This is a genomic window from Halomonas sp. AOP27-A1-41, assembly GCF_052378605.1.
GTDB classification, from domain to species: domain Bacteria; phylum Pseudomonadota; class Gammaproteobacteria; order Pseudomonadales; family Halomonadaceae; genus Vreelandella; species Vreelandella citrativorans.
This window is the reverse complement of record NZ_JBQSXT010000003.1, coordinates 81,787-100,551: the sequence shown is the minus strand read 5'-3', so window position 1 is coordinate 100,551 and position 18,765 is coordinate 81,787. Positions and strand designations below refer to the sequence as shown.

General features: G+C 55.2%; 17 protein-coding genes. 7 read left to right on the top strand and 10 right to left on the bottom strand.

What is annotated here, in order from left to right; translation table 11 throughout:
- Positions 1-13: 13 nt before the first annotated feature.
- Positions 14-736: a transcriptional regulator NanR gene (nanR, locus tag ACT3TC_RS03645; protein WP_444639151.1), complete on the top strand. Its 723-nt coding sequence runs from the start codon at positions 14-16 to the stop codon at positions 734-736.
- A gap of 11 nt (positions 737-747) precedes the next feature.
- On the opposite strand, the gene ACT3TC_RS03640 is transcribed toward nanR, so the two are convergent.
- The 5 genes from ACT3TC_RS03640 to ACT3TC_RS03620 all read right to left on the bottom strand — a co-directional run bounded on the left by ACT3TC_RS03640 (position 748) and on the right by ACT3TC_RS03620 (position 6,425).
- Positions 748-2,325, bottom strand: coding sequence for an aldehyde dehydrogenase (NADP(+)) (locus ACT3TC_RS03640; protein ID WP_444639150.1), 1,578 nt, complete (start codon positions 2,323-2,325; stop codon positions 748-750).
- A gap of 11 nt (positions 2,326-2,336) precedes the next feature.
- Entirely contained in the window at positions 2,337-3,335 is a 999-nt protein-coding gene (gene araD1, locus ACT3TC_RS03635) for an AraD1 family protein (RefSeq protein ID WP_444639149.1), read from the bottom strand.
- A gap of 26 nt (positions 3,336-3,361) precedes the next feature.
- Positions 3,362-4,645 (bottom strand): TRAP transporter large permease, encoded by a 1,284-nt coding sequence (locus ACT3TC_RS03630; protein WP_444639148.1) that lies wholly within the window; start codon positions 4,643-4,645, stop codon positions 3,362-3,364.
- A 3-nt stretch (positions 4,646-4,648) separates the two neighbouring features.
- Complete coding sequence (locus ACT3TC_RS03625; protein ID WP_444639147.1) at positions 4,649-5,242, bottom strand: TRAP transporter small permease; 594 nt, start codon at positions 5,240-5,242, stop codon at positions 4,649-4,651.
- A gap of 106 nt (positions 5,243-5,348) precedes the next feature.
- The gene (locus tag ACT3TC_RS03620) at positions 5,349-6,425 is read right to left on the bottom strand and encodes a TRAP transporter substrate-binding protein (protein ID WP_172117970.1); all 1,077 of its coding nucleotides are present in this window, start codon (positions 6,423-6,425) and stop codon (positions 5,349-5,351) included.
- Positions 6,426-6,755: 330 nt separating this feature from the next.
- Here ACT3TC_RS03620 and ACT3TC_RS03615 point away from each other — a divergent pair, with 330 nt between their 5' ends.
- From ACT3TC_RS03615 to ACT3TC_RS03600, 4 genes are all read left to right on the top strand, one after another.
- The gene (locus ACT3TC_RS03615) at positions 6,756-8,558 is read left to right on the top strand and encodes an IlvD/Edd family dehydratase (RefSeq protein ID WP_444639146.1); all 1,803 of its coding nucleotides are present in this window, start codon (positions 6,756-6,758) and stop codon (positions 8,556-8,558) included.
- Between the two features lies 1 nt (position 8,559).
- Positions 8,560-9,504 carry a DMT family transporter gene (locus tag ACT3TC_RS03610; protein WP_444639145.1) on the top strand — a complete coding sequence of 315 codons (945 nt, stop codon included), beginning with the start codon at positions 8,560-8,562 and terminating at the stop codon, positions 9,502-9,504.
- Between the two features lie 31 nt (positions 9,505-9,535).
- Positions 9,536-10,306, top strand: a complete 771-nt coding sequence (locus ACT3TC_RS03605; protein ID WP_172117973.1) for a FadR/GntR family transcriptional regulator — start codon at positions 9,536-9,538, stop codon at positions 10,304-10,306.
- Between the two features lie 74 nt (positions 10,307-10,380).
- A complete protein-coding gene (locus ACT3TC_RS03600) occupies positions 10,381-11,307 on the top strand; it encodes a Gfo/Idh/MocA family protein (RefSeq protein ID WP_444639143.1) in 927 nt (308 codons plus the stop codon).
- A 59-nt stretch (positions 11,308-11,366) separates the two neighbouring features.
- Here ACT3TC_RS03600 and ACT3TC_RS03595 read toward each other — a convergent pair whose 3' ends face one another.
- The 5 genes from ACT3TC_RS03595 to ACT3TC_RS03575 form a co-directional block, all read right to left on the bottom strand.
- Entirely contained in the window at positions 11,367-12,275 is a 909-nt protein-coding gene (locus ACT3TC_RS03595) for an NAD(P)-dependent oxidoreductase (protein WP_444639142.1), read from the bottom strand.
- Between the two features lie 83 nt (positions 12,276-12,358).
- The gene (locus ACT3TC_RS03590) at positions 12,359-13,414 is read right to left on the bottom strand and encodes an Ldh family oxidoreductase (protein ID WP_192527912.1); all 1,056 of its coding nucleotides are present in this window, start codon (positions 13,412-13,414) and stop codon (positions 12,359-12,361) included.
- Between the two features lie 38 nt (positions 13,415-13,452).
- A complete protein-coding gene (locus tag ACT3TC_RS03585; protein WP_444639141.1) occupies positions 13,453-14,331 on the bottom strand; it encodes an NAD(P)-dependent oxidoreductase in 879 nt (292 codons plus the stop codon).
- Positions 14,332-14,399: 68 nt separating this feature from the next.
- On the bottom strand, positions 14,400-15,368 hold the full coding sequence (locus ACT3TC_RS03580) for a GntR family transcriptional regulator (RefSeq protein WP_444639140.1): 969 nt from the start codon (positions 15,366-15,368) through the stop codon (positions 14,400-14,402).
- Positions 15,369-15,396: 28 nt separating this feature from the next.
- Positions 15,397-16,926 carry a UxaA family hydrolase gene (locus ACT3TC_RS03575; RefSeq protein WP_172117979.1) on the bottom strand — a complete coding sequence of 510 codons (1,530 nt, stop codon included), beginning with the start codon at positions 16,924-16,926 and terminating at the stop codon, positions 15,397-15,399.
- Between the two features lie 249 nt (positions 16,927-17,175).
- On the opposite strand from ACT3TC_RS03575, the gene ACT3TC_RS03570 reads away from it, so the two are divergent.
- Both ACT3TC_RS03570 and ACT3TC_RS03565 read left to right on the top strand, forming a co-directional pair.
- Positions 17,176-18,198, top strand: a complete 1,023-nt coding sequence (locus tag ACT3TC_RS03570; RefSeq protein ID WP_444639139.1) for a TRAP transporter substrate-binding protein — start codon at positions 17,176-17,178, stop codon at positions 18,196-18,198.
- 57 nt (positions 18,199-18,255) lie between these two features.
- Positions 18,256-18,759, top strand: coding sequence for a TRAP transporter small permease (locus ACT3TC_RS03565; protein WP_444639138.1), 504 nt, complete (start codon positions 18,256-18,258; stop codon positions 18,757-18,759).
- The last annotated feature ends 6 nt before the right edge of the window (positions 18,760-18,765 follow it).

The following is an 18,765-nucleotide window of genomic DNA, read 5'->3' as shown; positions in this document are numbered from 1 at the left end:
GGAGCGACTGCCTATGAGCAGATACCGGATCGAGCGTAAAACGCTGTCTGAACAGGTCGCCGAACAGCTTGAGGCAGAGATTCTTGAGGGGCGGCTAAGCGAAAATGATCAATTGCCTTCAGAACGGGAATTGATGGAGCAGTTTGGTGTGGGCAGGCCCGCCGTGCGTGAAGCACTGTTCCATTTGCAGCAGCTTGGGTTAATCGCGATCAACAGCGGTACGCGTGCCAGGGTGATCCGGCCTACCGCCGAAGCCGTCATGGCGAGGCTTTCTGGCGTTACCCGGCAGTTGCTTTCCAAGCCTGATGGGCAGCAGTATTTTCAGGAAGCCCGGGCGATGTTTGAGATATCGCTGGCGCGTCATGCTGCGCGCCACGCAAGCGATGAGGATTTGACGCGATTACGCGATGCGCTGTCAGCCAATCGTGACGCTATTGGTGATGAGGCTCGTTTCAAGCGCTCCGATAACGACTTTCATGGCGTATTGGCAAGTATTGGCCGTAACCCGATCTTTGATGCTATTCACGTGGCGCTTTCTGAATGGCTGGATGATCGGCGCGCATTGGTATTACAGCAAAAGGATGAGGATAAGGCGGCCACTGCTGCTCATACTGAAATCATCGAAGCGATCGAGTCCCGGGACCCTGATGCGGCCGAGGCGGCCATGCGGCGCCACCTCGACCGTCACTACGGCACCTATAGGCAGCTTAAAAAACGCCTATCGGATGCTTCTTAACGTTGCTGGGGCTAGCCTTCACGCTTGCCATCGACCAGTCGTGAAACATTAAAAGGATTATCGTCGCGCAATGCTTCTGGCAGTAAGCCAGCAGGCAGGTCCTGATAGCAGACCGGGCGCAGGAAGCGATAAATCGCGGCGCTGCCGACAGACGTGGTGCGGCTGTCGGACGTTGCCGGGAACGGTCCGCCATGTACCATCGCGTGGCCCACTTCGACCCCGGTCGGCCAGCCATTGGCCAGGAGTCGGCCGGCGCGCTGCTCAAGCGTGGGCAGAAGTGATTTTGCGGCCTCCAGGTCGCCATCGTCCATTTGCAGGGTAATCGTCAGCTGACCTTCGAGCTGGTCGGCAACACGCTGCATCTCCTGCGCGTCAGCGCACTCAATGACCAGCGATGCAGCGCCGAAAATTTCGCCCTGAAGCGCGTCATTGTTAAGGAAGTCCTGAGCGCTGGCCACAAATAGCCCCGGTTGGCAGCTATGCGGGCCGCTACCTGACTGACCACGGGCCACTTCCTTGACGCTTGGCTGGCCCGAAAGGGCGGAGACACCGCTTTGATACGCCTCATGGATGCCGGGCGTCAGCATCGTTTGTGCGCCGCTGGCTTTAACGGCTTCCCCTGCGGTAGTGATGAACGCATCCAAGTCAGCGCCTTTGAGGCCAATGACCAGGCCAGGGTTGGTGCAGAACTGGCCGGCACCCATGTTCAGCGAAGCGACAAAACCTTCGGCAATCTTGTTGCCGCGCGCTTGCAGTGCCTCAGGGAACAGGAATACCGGGTTGATGCTGCTCATCTCGGCATAAACGGGAATCGGCTCGGGACGCGCCTGGGCAGTCGCCATCAAGGCCATGCCGCCGCTGCGTGAGCCGGTAAAACCAACCGCTTTAATACGCGGGTCTGAGACCAGCGCCTGGCCAATATCGCGACCTGAGCCGAACAGTAGCGAAAATACCCCTTCCGGCATGTTGCACCTGGCCGCGGCGCGTTGAATAGCGCGGCCTACCAGCTCAGAAGTGCCGGGGTGGGCTGAATGGCCTTTCACGACCACAGGGCAGCCTGCCGCCAGCGCCGAGGCGGTATCGCCCCCTGCTACGCTGAAAGCCAACGGAAAGTTGCTGGCGCCGAACACGGCCACGGGGCCAAGCGGAATATGGCGCTGGCGTAAGTCGGCACGCGGCATGGGCTTACGCTCAGGCTGGGCCGGGTCGTAGCGTAAATCCAGCCATTCGCCTGCGCGCACTACCGAAGCGAACAGCCGTAGCTGGCCACAGGTCCGACCCCGCTCGCCTTCAAGGCGCGCTTCAGGCAAGCCGGTTTCGGCCACGCCGCGCTGGGTCAAGTCAGCACCAATGGCCTCAATTTCTTCGGCAATGGTTTCCAGGAAGTGAGCGCGCGCTTCAAGTGAGGTTTCGCGGTATTGATCAAACGCCGCTTCGGCAAGCTGGCAGGCTTTTTCAACCTCGGCGCGGCTACCACCGGGATAGCGCGGCTCCAGTGTCTCGCCGGTGGCCGGGTTAACGGCAACAATATCGGCTTGAGTACCGGTGACGGCCTGTTGACCGATAAGCAGTGTACCTTGCAGTGTCATGTAGCCTCCTGTTAAAGCGCGTTGACGATGGTTGTTTCGTACTCGTGATTCGTTGGCATGCGCAGCGTGTTACGTAGCGGGCGGCCAAAATTGTTAAGCGTAATCTCGAAACGGTCACCATCGCGGGTTTGGATCTGGTCGGCAAAGCTCAGCGTGGCGGTGCCGAAGAAGTGGACGTGGACATCGCCCGGACGGCGAAAGCCTGCGTATTTGAAGTGGTGGTGCTCAAGATTGGCGAGGCTGTGGGCCATATTGGACTCACCGGTTAAAAACGGCTTTTCCCACAATGTTTGACCATCGCGCACAATGCGGCTGGTGCCTTCAAGGTGGGCAGGCAACTCTCCGATCAACAGCTCTGGCCCAACGCTACAGGCGCGCAGTTTAGAGTGCGCCAGCCATAGGTAGTTAAAACGCTCGGTAACATGGTCGGAAAATTCGTTACCCACAGCGTAGCCAATCCGCCACGGAGTGCCATCGTCAGCCACAATATAGAGCCCCGCAAGCTCTGGTTCTTCACCAGCATCCTGAGCAAACGCGGGAGAAGGCATGTCTGCTTCCGGCGCGACGATGCAGTCGCCATCGCCTTTATAGAACCATTCCGGCTGCGACCCTTCGGCGTTATCGGAAGGCTTTCCGCCTTCAACGCCGAGTTTGAACATGCGCATGGAGTCGGTCAGTTCCTCCTCGGCCACTTGGGTTTTGGCATGCATGGCGGACCGGGTATCCGCGCTGCCCAAGTGGGTGAGGCCGGTGCCGGTCACTAGGCAGTGGGCGGGGTCGGGATGCGTGAGCGGCGGTAGCAGGCGCTGCTCGTCGATTAACGTTTGGTAATCAACCAGCGAGTCGCCAAGCCGTGATTTAATGGCTTGTTCAAGCGACTCCCCAGCGGCAATAGCGGCTTTGGCTAGCGCGTAAGTGCCGCCCTCTATGGCGATGGGGCGAACCGTCTGGGCATCCTCTACCAGAGCAACGTGAACTTGGTTCTGGTCGAGGTACTGAATCAAGCGCATATGATTTCCTTATATAATGTCAGTGATTAGTTGCCGCGCACAGCGGTGAGGTCCGGTAGCCATGTCACAATCCCGGGGAAGGCAATCAAGATAACCAGTACCACCAGCAGGGCGGCGTAGTAGGGCAGCATGGCCTTAACCAGCTGTTCCATGGAGACCTTGCCGACACCACAGCCAACGTAAAGGCAGGTGCCTACCGGCGGTGTTAAAAGGCCGATACCCAGAATGAATGCCATGAGGACGCCAAAGTAGACCGGGTCGACACCCACAGAGGTGACAATGGGTGTCAGCATAGGTGCCATAATGACCATGGCAGGCGTCAGGTCCATCACGAATCCTACGAGTAGTAGTAAGCCCGCAACGATTAATAGCAGTAAGAAGGGATCCTGGGTGATTGCCTGGACTTGGGTAACCAGCGTTTGCGGCACCATATTGATAGTCAGAAACCAGGCGATGACGGTGGCAAAGGCCAGCAGAAGTAACACCATCCCGGTTAATCGAGCCGTACGAATCAACATACCCCACAGCTCGCGGATGTGGAATTCGCGATATATCACCAACGAGATAAATAGCGAGTAGAGCAGGGCGGCAACGGCGGCCTCAGTAGCGGTAAATACGCCACCGATAATCCCGCCGATAACGATCACCGGCAACACCAGGGCAAGCCACGCCGCCTTAAAGGCTTTCCACAGTACATCGAAACGGAACTTGCGGGTCTGTCCGGCATGGCCGATGGTGGCCATGATGAAGGTCGTGGCCATTAACCCGAAACCAATCAATATCCCCGGCACGATACCCGCTATAAACAGGCGGCTAATGGAGGTTTCAGTCACGATGCCGAACAAAATCAGAGGTATAGACGGCGGAATAATAATGCCGATGACCGAGGAAACGGTATTGATTGCCGTGGCTTGGGGAGCAGTGTAGCCCTGCTTAGTCATGGAGGGGATCATCATCGCGCCGGTCGCGGCTGTATCGGCCACGGCAGAACCACTAATGCCGCCAAAGAACATTGAGCCGGTAATCGCGACCTGGCCCAGACCACCGCGAACGAAACCGACCAAAGCCCCAGCAAGCTCCATTAAGCGGCGGGCAATGCCGCCGTTGCTCATTACTTCGCCCACTAGAATAAAGAACGGGATGGCCAACAGAGGGAAGCTATTTACCCCACGTATTGACTGCTCAATCATGATGGAGAGAGGAATATCCGAGAGTAGCGCCATCACCACGGCCGCAACGCCTAGGCCAAAGGCGATGGGCAAGCCCAGAGCCAGCGAGGCGAACAGAATGCCTAGAAAAATCCATAGCATGGTTTAACGGTCTCCATCAGCGGTGGGCATGACGTCCGGCGAACGTATCTGCAAAATGCTTTGCCAGGCGCGCCAGATAGCCACGGCGGCAATAAAGGCGGCGCAGAGTACCAGCGAGACATTCACTATATTCCACGGCACGCCAAGGATTGCGGTGCGCCCGGAGGCTCGCGACATCACCAAAAAGCCACCCCAGACGATGATGCCCATCAACGCAGTGATCACCAAATGCTGAAACAGATACAGTGCATGGGCAGCGCGCGGTTTTAACCTGCGCACTAAGATATCCACCGCAATATGCTCATAGCGAGCAAATGCCGCCGCGGCACCCAGGAAAATCAGCCAGATAAACAACATACGTGCCAACTCATCGGCCCAGGGCAGCGAATGATTCAATACGGCGCGGCCCACGACGTTGGCCGACACCGACAAAATGAGCGCTACCAGCAGAGCCGCAATTGTGTGCTCCATTGCCAGTGTTAGCCATCGGAACAGCGCAGGACCACGGCGCTGCTCGGTATCGATCTCCAGCGGCTCGCGCTGAGGGTCATCGAAAAAGGCCGTGGTATCCGGAATAGGAGTATCAGGTGTGTCCATGAGCTCTCCGAAAAGACAGGTAACGACCATGCAAGAGGCGTTGGCCTCTTGCATGGTCTAATCGTGGAAAATGCGCACGAGAGCAATCCGAAGTATCAGCGGATACCTATTGGGCTGCTGTCGACCCGGCGAGCCGCTGGAACTCTGCCACTAAATCTTCACCAATGCGTGGTGCCCACTCGTCATAAACGGGCTGTACAGCTTCCTGGAAAGCTGCGATCTGTTCGTCAGTTAAGCGCGTCACTTGCATGCCACGCTCTTCAAGCTGCTCGCGTGCCCAGTCGTCGTACTCTGCTGAGAGCTGGATTTCATAATCGGCGGCCTGCAGGGCAGCCTCCTGAACCAGCTCCTGATACTCAGGGTCCAGTCGATCCCAGGAGCGCTGGGAGATCATCTTAATAAAGGGGGTATAAACGTGGCGTGTTTCGGAGCCGTAGTCCTGCACTTCATAGAAGTTGGATGTCAGGATGGTGCTCCAGGGGTTTTCCTGGCCATCCACAACGCCCTGCTCCATGGCTGAAAACAGCTCGCCAAACGCCATGGGTGTTGGGTTGGCGCCAAGTGCCTGCCAGATAGCCAGGTGAACGGGGTTTTCCATGGTACGTACTGAAAGGCCGCGGACGTCCAGCCCGGCTACATCTTCCGGCGATGAAACTTCGCGTGCGCTATTAGAAAGCTGGCGGAAGCCGTTTTCAGCAAAGGCCAATGCCTTGATGCCGGTGCCGTCAAACGCATCGAGCATCTCTTGGGCAGCGTCGCTACGCATGGCCTCGATGGCAGCTTCACGAGTAGGGAGCAGGAACGGTAGGTCAAAAACGGCCAACTCTTCAACATAGCCAGTCGCGGGGGAGGAGGAAGGGTAGGTCATGTCCAACGTGCCGGTCTGGAGCATTTCCATCATCTGCACGTCATCACCGAGCTGGCTGTTGGGGAAGATGTTGACGCTGATTCTTCCTTCGCTGCGCTGGTCGAGAATATCCGCAAAGTATTGGCTGGAGATGTACTGAGGCGAGCTTTCGGCCAAGCCAAGCCCCATGCGTAGAGTCACGCTGCCGTGATCGCCTACGACGCCGCCTTCGATCTCGGGTGGGTCAGAAAGGTCGGGCGTTTGCGCGTAAGCCATGCCTGAGCTGAGTAGCGTAGCACCGGTCATTAACAGGGTGCGTTTCCAAAGATAATGCATCGTTATCACTCTCCTGGCGTACTGCAGACCGCTTCGCGAAGAACGTCTTGCAAGCGAGCTGCAACGTGGTTGTTGTTATGTTTGAGCGGCACTTCCCTCGTGGGGTCAGCACCGCAGCCCTGAACTGAATGTCTAACGTTTTGAGTATATGTTCAACATATACTTTTGTATGTATCGACGGCGCTGTAAAGAACGCGTACCGTCATGGCGACCCCCTCTCCTTATGTTTAAAGGAGATTATTGAATTTAATTGAGAATGTTAGTAGACGGTTAAGTGGCTTAGGCACGCCTGCTGACGTTTTACCTTTACTTTAGGCGTGGAGCGTAGCCATGGCCAACCCTCATCGAATAACCCCTGAGCAGTTGCGTTCACGTTACTGGTTCGATAACCCTGATCATCCCGGCACTACGGCGCTGTGTATTGAGCGTTACCTCAATTACGGCATTACGTTGGATGAGTTGACGAGCGGTAAGCCGATTATTGGTATCTGCCAGTCGGGATCTGATTTAACCCCGTGCAACCGTCACCATATTGATCTGGTCAAGCGGGTTAAAGACGGTATTCGCGCGGCGGGTGGCGTGCCGTTCGAGTTCCCCATGCATCCTATCCATGAGAATGTGCGTCGGCCGACCGCAGCGCTGGATCGCAATCTTGCATACTTGGGGTTGGTGGAAGTGCTCCATGGCTATCCGTTAGACGGCGTGGTGCTCACCACCGGCTGTGACAAAACCACTCCCGCTGCGCTGATGGCCGCGGCAACGGTGAATATCCCCGCGATTGTGCTGTCCGGTGGGCCGATGCTTAACGGCTGGCGGGGCGCCGAGCGGGTGGGTTCGGGCACGATTATCTGGGAGCTGCGCAAGCGCCTGGCAGCGGGGGATATCGACTACGCAGAATTCCTTTCCCGCGCCAGCGACTCAGCGCCTTCGATTGGCCACTGCAATACCATGGGCACGGCGTCCACCATGAACTCCATGGCTGAGGTATTGGGCATGAGCCTGCCGGGCTCGGCGGTCATCCCCGCGCCCTACAAAGAGCGCGCCATGGTGGCCTATGACACCGGTGTGCGAATCGTCGATATGGTCTGGGAAGACCTGCGCCCGCTGGATATTCTGACCCGCGAAGCATTTGAGAACGCCATTGTGGCCTGCTCGGCCATGGGCGGCTCGTCCAACGCGCCGGTACACATTAACGCTATCGCCCGTCATGCAGGCGTTGAGCTTAATAACGACGACTGGCAGCGCCTGGGCCACGAGATTCCGCTGCTGGCCAACGTGATGCCTGCCGGCGCTTTTCTGTGTGAAGAGTTTCACCGTGCGGGCGGCGTGCCCGCAATCCTTCATGAACTCCAGGGGGCCGGCAAGCTGCATAGCGATGCGCTGACGGTGAATGGTCGCTCTCTGGGCGATAATCTGCAGGGCCGGGAAACCCAGGATCCCAATGTGATTTGCCGCTACGCCGAGCCGCTGGTGGCCCATGCAGGGTTTCTTAATCTCAAGGGCAATTTGTTCGACTCAGCGCTGATGAAAACCAGCGTTATCTCTCGAGATTTCCGCGAGCGCTTCTTGAGTGATCCCGGCGACCCTGAAGCCTTTGAAGGCAAGGTGGTGGTGTTTGATGGCTCAGAAGATTATCACGCCCGTATCGACGACCCAGCGTTGAATATCGACGCTCGCACCATTTTAGTGATGCGTGGCGCTGGCCCGGTAGGGCATCCCGGCGGCGCCGAAGTGGTTAATATGCAGCCGCCAGAGGCGTTGATCAAACAGGGGATTGAGTCGCTGCCCTGCCTGGGCGATGGGCGTCAGTCGGGCACTTCCGGCTCGCCGTCGATTCTCAACGCGTCTCCGGAAGCAGCCACAGGAGGCGGGCTAGCGCTGCTTGAAAGCGGCGATCGGCTGCGGGTTGATCTTAAACGTGGCGAAGTACAGCTGCTGATTGATGCCAGTGAGCTGGAAGCACGCCGCGAGCGTTTGGCTCAGCAGGGCGGCTACTGTTACCCAGGCCACCAGACCCCTTGGCAAGAGATTCAGCGCAGCATGGTCGAGCCGCTGGATCGCGGCATGACATTAGAACCTGCGACCAAGTACCGCGATGTCGCCCGCCAGCATCCGCCCAGGGATAATCACTAGCATGAGCAGCTTTAGTGCTTTATCACATCGCCAGCAGGGGCTGCTGTTGACCGGTGGCGGCGCGATGATCATGGCGCCGGATGCCTTGCTGATCAAAGTAGCCGATCTGCCCGATGCTGAGATACTCATGTGGCGCGGCTTTCTCTCCGCGCTGGGTTTTTTACTGATCGCCTTGGCGCGCTATGGCCGCGGCACATTGGCGGCTTATCGCCGCTGCGGTTGGACCGGCATCGCCGTGGCGCTGCTGTTCAGTCTGACAACCTGTGGTTTTGTGCTTGGCAATCAGTACACCAAGGCAGGTAACGTGTTGATGATCCTGGCCAGCGCACCATTGATCGCGGCAATTCTCTCCTGGGTCATTCTCAAGGAGCGCTTGCCCCGACGCACTTGGCTTGCGATCTGTTTGTGCATGGCGGGTGTCGCCATGATTGCGTTAGATGACTCGGGCGCAGGCTCGTGGGTAGGCAACGCTTTCGCCTTGGTGACGGCGACGACTCTGGCGATTAACTTTACCCTCTGCCGTACGCGGCCAGGGGTGGATATGAGCCCGATGCTGGTATTCAACGGCCTTATTGTGGGAAGCGTAGCAGGGATTTTCTGGCTGGCGGGCAGCGAGCCATCCTTACCCGCTACGAACCAGCTAGCGGTGGTGGTATTGCTTTGCCTGTTCATTGTGCCTTGCGGCGTCACACTGTTGCAGCGTGGGCCGTTGTATCTGCCTTCCGCTGAAGTCGGCTTGCTGCTGTTGCTGGAAGTCGTGGTGGGCACACTGTTGGCTTGGTGGATTCTGGCGGAACAGCCCGCACCGGTCGCCATGGTGGGCGGCGCCCTGGTGCTTGGCACGTTAAGTGCTAAAGGGCTTTATGAACGGCGGCTGGAGCTGAGGCAGCGCGCCGGGCTTGAAACGACGACACCCACCACCGTAGACAGGTCAAGTACGTTATGATTGTCTGGAATTGAAATAGGGTCTTATCGCAGTGACATCATCTCTCAGTAAGCCGCTGGCTCGCCCCAGTATCGCTGAATACCTTGCCGAGAAAATCTTCGGCGGGTGCTATCGCCCCGGCGACTTTGTGCCGCGTGAACTGGACCTATGTGAACGCTTTTCGCTTAACCGTTCGGCGGTACGTAGCGATCTGCGCCAACTGGTGGAGGCGGGGATTATCGAGCGTATCTCAGGCCACGGCTCTAAGGTGCGTGAGTACTCAGAGTGGCATATTCTCGATGTTCAGGTGACCGACTGGCTTACCCGTTATGCGGCCCCCAATCCCGATATTCAGCGCGAAATTCTCGCGTTTCGCCTGGATGTTGAGCCCTATGTGGCAATGACCGCCGCCAAACGCGCCAAAGCACGTGATTTAGTGGCCATTGAAGAGGCCTTTGAAGGGCTGGGCCAGAACCTGCGCAATGCGACCTGCCAAGAAGAACGGCGTTTACACAGCGAGTGTGATATTGCCTTCCACGAGGCGATCTTTAAGGCGACCCACAATATCGTCTGGGCGCAGCTGTCGCATATCCTGCGGCCCTCTATCTACCTGCTGGTCTCGATGTCGAACGAAAGCGCCTCTGATCCGGAAGAGAGCCTGGAGCGTCATCGGCAGCTGATGGAAAGCATCCGGCTGCGTCGCCCTCGCGAGGCGTTTCTAGCGGCCCAAGCGGTATTGGCAGGGACGGCAGAAGCGCTAGGGCTTGAGCATAGCGTCAGCTCATTAGGGCGCAGCGTTGAGCTGCCCCACGCTGCGCCCTGAATCTATTTCTCGTTAAGCTTTCACATTAAAACCTTTTACATTAAAACCTTTCACATCAAAACAAAGGCAAGCACATGTCTGACTTCAACCTCGGCTTAGTGGGTGTGGGCAAAATCGTTCGTGACCAGCACCTTCCGGCGATAGCTACCATCCCGCATTGCCTGCTTGTCGCCACTGCAGATCCTCACGCTACGTTACCGGGCGTGTCCGGCTATCAAGACCTGGGCGCGATGCTCGATGCCCACCCTGAAATAACCGCCGTGGCAATCTGCACGCCGACGCACCTGCGTTACTCACAGGCGCGCCTGGCGTTGCTGCGTGGCAAGCATGTGCTGCTGGAGAAGCCACCTGGGGCCACACTCAGTGAGGTGGAAAGCTTGATTTCGCTGGCTGCCGAGCAAGGCGTTAGCTTGTTTGCCGCTTGGCACTCACGCTTTGCCCCCGGCGTAGCAAAAGCCAAGCAGTGGCTGTCAGCACGCCAGGTTCAGCGCGTCGAGATCGAGTGGAAAGAAGACGTGCGAGTATGGCACCCAGGTCAGGCGTGGATATGGCAGTCGGGCGGTATGGGGGTATTTGATCCAGGTATCAACGCGCTTTCGATCGTCACCAGCATTCTTCCTCAGGCGTTTTTTCTGCGCCAGGCACAGTTATGGGTACCGACTAATTGCCAGACCCCAATTGCCGCTGAGCTGTCTTTTGCCGATCCAGATGGTGCCGAGATTGAGGCGGTCTTTGATTTTCGCCAAACCGGCCCACAAACCTGGGATATCCACGTCGCTACGGATAACGGCCGTTTGAGCCTGACCCAGGGAGGGCGGCGCCTGATGATTAACGACGAGCTTATAGTGGATGAGGAGGAGCGCGAGTATGCAGGCCTTTATAACCACTTTATTGAGCTTGTCGCCAGTGGGCGTAGTGACGTGGATATAGCGCCACTACGCCAAGTGGCTGACGCATTTTTGTATGGCCACCGCGAGGCTACCGACGCGTTTGTGGAGTGAACGCTGCCAATTCGCGATGGAAAGTTAAGCCGCGATGGCGAGGTAACCTGGGGTTTATCTCAGTGCTTGTTGCCGTCTGAGCCCATACCATTACGCTGCATGCAGCTGTCGTAAGATTGGGGAACGAAGCTCTCTTTCCCCACGTCATTTCGAGCCTGTTTAAGGAACTCGCAAAGTGGGGGAAGCATGTCGGATGTTAGCCGGTACTCGGTTAACGTTTCAGCTAGATAACGCATGTCTTTCTCTGCATTTTCAAGGCTGAACTGCAATTTTGTGCACTCTTTCTGCAGCACCCACTCCATAACCGGGGCCAGCATGGCGCTGTTGGCGCCACCCTGAGAGCAGATTTCCAGCAATTTATTCTGAGGGACATCCATTCCGGCAGCCATGGTAGCGGCTTCGCTAACCAGTGCCGCCGCACCCAGCGACAGGAAGTTATTGATAAGTTTCAGCTTATGCGCTGACCCGACGGCACCCACATGAAAGATGTTCTCGGCGAAGCTTTCGATAACTGGCGTAATGCGCGTAACCGTTGAGGTATCGCCTCCCAGCATAACGTTAAGCCGCCCCTCACGGGCTTCGCGCGGTGTGCGGGCCAACGGCGCGTCAACCAGGGTAACTCCGTGCGCTGCGACAGTTTCAGCAAGGCGCTCGGTCGATTCAGGATGAGCCGTAGAGCAGTCGACAATAATCAGCCCTTCATGGGCCCCGGCCATCAAACCATCGGGTCCGGTCACAATCTCGCTAACCTGTTCGGATGTTTTGACGCAGATAAAAACAATATCGCTGTTTTTGGCCATCTCGGCAGCACTTGCGGCTTCAACTGCTCCTTCGGCAGAGAGCACCTCTAAAGGCGAGCGATTGCGGTGTGCCATAACAGTTAGCGGGTAGCCATTACGCACTATATTGCGGGCCATTTCCTTACCCATTAAGCCGAGCCCGATGAATCCGATACGTTCCTGTTTCATGGTGACCTCCGATCAGTTATTTGATGACGTCCTGGATAACGCTCACTTGTCTGAACTTGACCATAAACCTAAGCAGAAAGCGGTTATTGGCGTGCCTGAGGGAAGGCAACACCTAAACGCTCTGACCAATCGTGAAGCGCTTCGGGAACACCCTCCGGAAGCGGAACGCCTTGTTGTGAGTAGCGCTTATGGAGATCGAGCCCGCGCTCTCCAGGAATGCGTACCTGAGGATCGCCTTCGGCGACGGGATTGTTACGGCACGCATCGGCCAACGCGCCGGTTTCACGCTTGAACGCTTCAAGCCCACCAAAGGCTTCCGGGTCCAGTACCTGCACCATGACCGAAGCCCCCCACTGCGAAGGTGACTGGACGCGCCCGAACCCTGCCAGGCCAGACGTCAAGGCTTCTACCATGAGCCCTAGTGCGTAGCCTTTATGGCCGTGATCTAGCCCGCCGATGGGCATAATGCTGCCTTTGGGCTCGTCGAAAAGTACCTCGGGGCGATCGGTTGCCTGGCCCTGATTGTCTTTAAGCCACGGATAAGGCAAACGGCTATTTTGCTTGTTAAGCCGCCCGACCATGCCATTGGTGGTGATGGACGTACTGACATCCAAAAGAACAGGGCCTGAATCAGTCGGGTAGCCCACGGCGATAGGGTTGGGCGTATGGGTCGCCACTAACCCGCCATAGGGGGCAACGGATTTGGTCGCCGGGTCGGATGATTCAATCACCACCACAAGGTCTTGATCGGTAGCACGCTTTAGGTAGGCAGCCAGACAGGCAATATGGTTAGAGCGCCGAATCACCACCGTACCGGTACCGCAGGAACGCGCCATGGATTCCGCAGCTTCCATGGCTTTGAGAATCAACCACGGCCCGGGTAAGTAACGGCCATCCCAGGTTTGTACGGCGGCTCGTTGAGAAATCACCTCATAATCACCAGTGACTGGCATGCGGCCTGACTGTATTTCCTCAAGATAAGGCGCAAGGAGTTGCAGCCCGTGAGTGGTGTGTCCCATCAGGTCGCCTTCGACAAGCATTTCAGCGACGGCATTGGCTTTACCATCATCGAGCCCTGCGGCTAAAAGTAAGTCAGTGCTGAATCGCGTTATTTCCTGCACATCGTAATGTTGGCTCATTGTGTTTATTTTCCCGGCGTTATGGGTGGACAGAAGGTTTATTGATTGTGGCGTCTGAGCTGGCGTATCAGGGCGCTATGGTCAAGATCACCCTCTCCTTGGGCGATAAGCGCTTCATAAAGCCCGTTGACCAACGAGGATACCGGCAGCTTCAGCTGCCATTCCTGGGCTAAAGCCATGGCAGTCTGGGTGTCTTTCAATTGCCATTTCGACGGCCCGCCGGGAGTGAAATCTTCCTTGATCATGCGCTGGCCGTGGATACGCAGAACAGTCGAGTCGGCAAAGCCTCCTTCTAGCGCATTCAGCATCTGCGCAGGATCAGCTCCCCCTTGCTCTGCCAGTAATATGGCTTCGGCCACGGTAGCAATGGTGTTGGCCACGATCATCTGATTGGCAAGCTTGACCAGCTCACCGCTGCCCGCAGGGCCAACATGGACCGGTCTGCCGAGCGATAAAAGAATAGGCTCAACGGCTTTAAAGCTTTCAGCATCTCCGCCCGCCATGATGGCCAGGGTGCCGTCAATCGCTCCCTGCTCACCACCGGATACCGGTGCGTCCAAGTAGTGAACCTGATGCTTTGCGGCCTCCTTAGCTTGGCGGCGTGCCGTCTCGACCGGAATAGAACTCATGACGATCAGAGTGGCGCCGGGCTGCATGGCGTTGAGCAGGCTATCTGAACCTAACAGTAATTCATCGCACACCGGACCCGAGCTGAGCATAACGATCACAACCTCGCTTTCGGTGACTGCCTGTTCAGGACTTTCCACTGTCTCGATACCTACCGCTTCCAAGCTGTCGGCCTTGCTTCTTGTCCGGTTCCAAGCGCGCACCTGATGACCTGCTTTGGCCAAGCGCCGTGCCATAGGAGCACCCATAATACCGGTGCCAATAAAGCCGATAGACCGTAACGTTGTCATTATTAGTTCCTCTAACGGTGGGGAGGCTGTTGAACCGCTTTTATTGTTATTGAGGTAATGCTATTGGCTTATCCTCGTAGATAAAGCGGTATTTTGATATCGCCTGATTCTCTGAAATTGATAAGACGTTCAAGTACTTTAGATTCTGAGCGCTCCAAGTGGACCATTAATAATTTTGCAGCCTGGTGAGGCTTTTGCAGACGTATTTTCTCAAATATCCACAAGTGCTCATCAAAAAAAGGATCTTGATCGGGAAGTTTAAGCACCCGCCCAAGCAGGTGTTTGCTGATTAACAAGATAGGATGAGTGCGCCGTAGCATATTCATTACCTCCTGGTTATCACCTAGACTGACGGCGGTGTGATGAAGGTCATTTTCTAACTCATCCAGTAATTCACCTTTAATATCTGGATAACTGTCTGCGGCGTGTTTAAGTTTGGCAATATAGCCGTTGAGTGCACTTTCTGAAATATTGTTGGTGGCACGCGTAATCATGTAAGGCTCTAATTGGCGGCGTGCTTCATAAAGGTTGTGTAGTCGCTTGTCGTCTAAGGGGACTACGCTCCAACTATTGTATTTAATCTTTTCGACCAGGCCGATGGACTGCAAATGGAGAAGAATTTGATGGGTAACCGTGCGGCTGACATTCAGTGATTTGGAAAGCTGCAGTTCATTAAGTTCAAAGGTGCCCTTGATTGAGCATAGGACAATGTCATGTTCGACGCTGTCGATGTGGGCACGCCAGGACGCGGTACGATCTACTTTGGGGGCATGGCCAAGTTGCTTGAAATCACGCTCGCTGAGGGAGCGACGTACTATCTCACTTGGCGATGCGCCCACCAGATAGCCGCGCCCCTCAAATCGGCAGATATACTGCTCTTCATGCAACCGGCTCAAGGTTTGGCGAACAGGGGAGCGGCTGATACCAAACAGCTCGGCTATATTCCCTTCAAGCAGCACAAGGCCAGGTTCCAGGCGCTTTCCAACAATACCCTGCTTAAGAGCCGTATAGAGCTGGTCGCGCAGCGTTTGTGTCATGGTTAGTTAGTTGCCTTTCAATATACGATTAGGTGATGGCACCGACCAGCCAGGGAACGAACTCATTACTACCATAACCCAGTGACTCGCTAGCGCTCATGTCGCCTGAGGCAATGGCGATGATACGCTCAAAAATCTGTTCCCCGACGTCTTCTACACTGGCAGTGCCATCGACGATAACGCCACAGTTTATATCCATGTCTTCATGCATTTTCTCATACATGGAGGTATTGGTTGCGAGCTTCAGGCAGGGCGCGGGTTTAAAACCTGAAACCGATCCACGTCCGGTAGTAAAACAGACAACCGTTGACCCAGAAGCAATTTGCCCAGTTACAGAAACGGGGTCGTAGCCCGGGCTATCCATAAAGTTAAAGCCACGAGTGGTTATCTTTTCGGCATAGTGCAGCACGTCGTTTAGGCTTGAACTGCCACCTTTCGCAACGGCTCCTAGGGACTTTTCAAGAATCGTCGAAAGCCCGCCTGCTTTATTGCCCGGCGACGGGTTGTTGTTTAATTCAGCACCATTTATTTCGGTGTAATGTTTCCACCATGTAATACGATCAAGCAGTTTTTGCGCGACGTTTTCATTGATAGAGCGGTCTATCAAAAGATTCTCAGCGCCGTAAATCTCGGGAGTTTCTGCAAGGATCACGCTGCCCCCGTGTTGCACGATAAGATCAGCCGCGTGGCCAAGCGCAGGATTCGCCGTAATCCCTGAATAACCGTCTGAGCCGCCGCACTGCAGTGCCACCACTAGGTGCTTTAGGGGTGCAGGTTCACGCCGCATCTGCCCATGCTGAGCAGCCATCTGCATGATGTGATCGCACGCGGTTTTAATACTGGTGCGAGTGCCTCCCGCATCCTGAATATTAAAGTAAGCAAGCCGCGAGGCGTCTTCTAAGCCTTTTTTTGCGACGAGTGTTTTGACCTGGTTGGTCTCACAGCCCAAACCGATAATGAGTACGAAGGCAAAATTGGGATGCTGGGCATAACCGGCGATGACGCGCTCAAGAAAGGAAAAGCCTTCTGAGTCCGTATTCATGGCACAGCCCGAGCCATGGGTGATTGCGACGACGCCATCGAAGCCCATCTGGCTGAGTTCGTCAGACTGATTGAGTGTGTCTGCCGCTGCTTTCGCTACCGTCGCGGAGCAGTTAACGGTCGACAGAATACCAATGTAGTTACGCGTGCCCACGCTACCATCATCACGTTGAAAACCCTGGAAGGTCCGTGAACTACTTGTGGTGTCTGTTTGCGGGTGAGGCTGAAAATCTTTTAATGAGGAATCGAGTTCTATCATGGTGAGGTTGTGGGTGTGCACATGCTCACCGGGTTCTACATCCTGTGCCGCTATCCCAATAAGTTGGCCATATTTATAAATAGCCTCGCCCTTATTGATGTTAGTTAACGCAACTTTATGACCAGCATCGATATTCTCTTTAGCAAGTGTGCCATTTTTATCAATTGGAAACCCGTTGGGTACCGCTTTCGAGGCTACGCCCACGTTATCCCGCGGGTTGAGCTGAATAATAACTGACGGGGAATTAATGAGATCCATTGTTTACCTCAAACTGGTTATTGAGCTTTCGATACAGGAGCCAAGCGCAAGCTCAAAAGCGGTCATTGTAGATGCACTCTAACAAGCAGGCCGCGTACGTCGATTAGACTATCGTCCTATATAATGGTCATTGAATGCAATGTTCATTTGCTCTAGATTGCTTTCATGTGTTGAGCACGCAATGGCTTCATAAGTTAAATCATAGAAATAATAAAGCCTGCTAATTTTTAATAAGAATCGGAGTGACCAATGGCTTCAATAATGAAAAATGTACGCTTTTTAGGAATTGCCTTGTGCGTCGGCGGGGTGTTTGGAAGTGCTTCTGCAGTGAATGCTGCTACTACGCTGCGCTTAGCCCATACATTTAATCCAGGTGAGGCAAGCTACGAGCTTTTTTCAAAGCTCCCCCAGCTAGTTGAAGAACGCACTGGTGGTGAAGTGCGCGTTCAGGTCTTTCCGAGCGAACAGTTAGGATCTGAAGTGCAGTTGCTACAGCAAGCGAGTAATGGTTCTGTAGATATAGTCGTTCCAGGGTATTCAGGAGCCAGTACGTTAGTTCCCGCACTCGAAATTTCGAACGCACCTTTCATGTTCCAAAGCTGGGACGAGGCGCGGCATATTTTAGAAGGGGAAGCTTATCAACCCATTTTTGAAGAGCTAGATGAGCAATACGGTTTACAGCCTTTAGCAAAATCTTGGTACTGGGGGTGGCGTAACTTTACCTTCAAAGGGGCTGACGTTAATTCCCTTGAAGATATGGCAGGCTTAAAAATTCGCGTGCCCGAGTCTCCAGCATGGGTAGAAATGATTAGTGCTTTTGGCGCGTCCGCAACGCCTATTCCGTTTAGTGAGGTTTATTTGGCGCTTCAGCAGGGTACCGTCGATGGTCAGGAAAACCCTATCCCCACGATCTATGCGCGCAAGTTCTTCGAAGTTCAAGACCAGCTTGTCATGAGCCGCCACATGCTTCAAAGCCAGGTGGTTCTGATCAACAGCAATCGCTTCAACTCGCTCGACAGTGACCAGCAAGAAGCGCTCAAGGACATCATGGCCGAGCTAGCCGATGAAAACTACGCCATGCAGAGCGCGCGTGAGGAAGAAATGCTTCAAAGCATGAAGGACTCGGGTCTGATTGACGTGGTGGACAATATCGACCGCGCGCCTTTCGAGCAAGCCGCACAAAGTGCTCACGACAACTTAACAAGCCGCTGGGGCGAAGAGCATTTTCAGCGCGTATTGGATGCTGTCGAAAGCTACCGCCAGCAGGACTGATTCCGTACAGCCCCGTCTCGTAAAAAGGCGGGGACTGTAAACTCTAAAGGCATTGCTATGAAATCAGTGTTACTGCGTCTTGATTCGCAACTTTTAACGGTGGAAAAGTGGGTTGCGGGTTCGCTGCTAGGCGCGATGGCCTTGTTGCTCGTCGCTGGGGTGTTCTTTCGCTATGTGGTAGGGACGCCGTTTGTTTGGAGTGAAAGCGTCTCAAGGCTCTTGATCGTATGGCTTACGTTCATCGGAAGTAGCATCGCTTTTGCCGAGAAAAAGCATATTACCGTGGACTCAATTCTTTACTTCCTTCCGAGTATAGCGAGACCAGTGATCAGGGTGTGCATCTTTGCTCTGGTGGCGGTAACGCTTGGTTACATGACCTATCTAGGCTACCTCTACTGCCTGAGCGTTTCTCGTAACACGTCGCCCATGCTGGGTATTTCACTCGCCTATTTCTCGATGGCCATGCCGATCACCTTTTTTATTGGGCTTTTACACATCTTCGTTAACGTCTTTCTCAAGCGTGACTTTCTGGTCTTCGAATCAGCGTTAGATGAAATATAGGTTCCT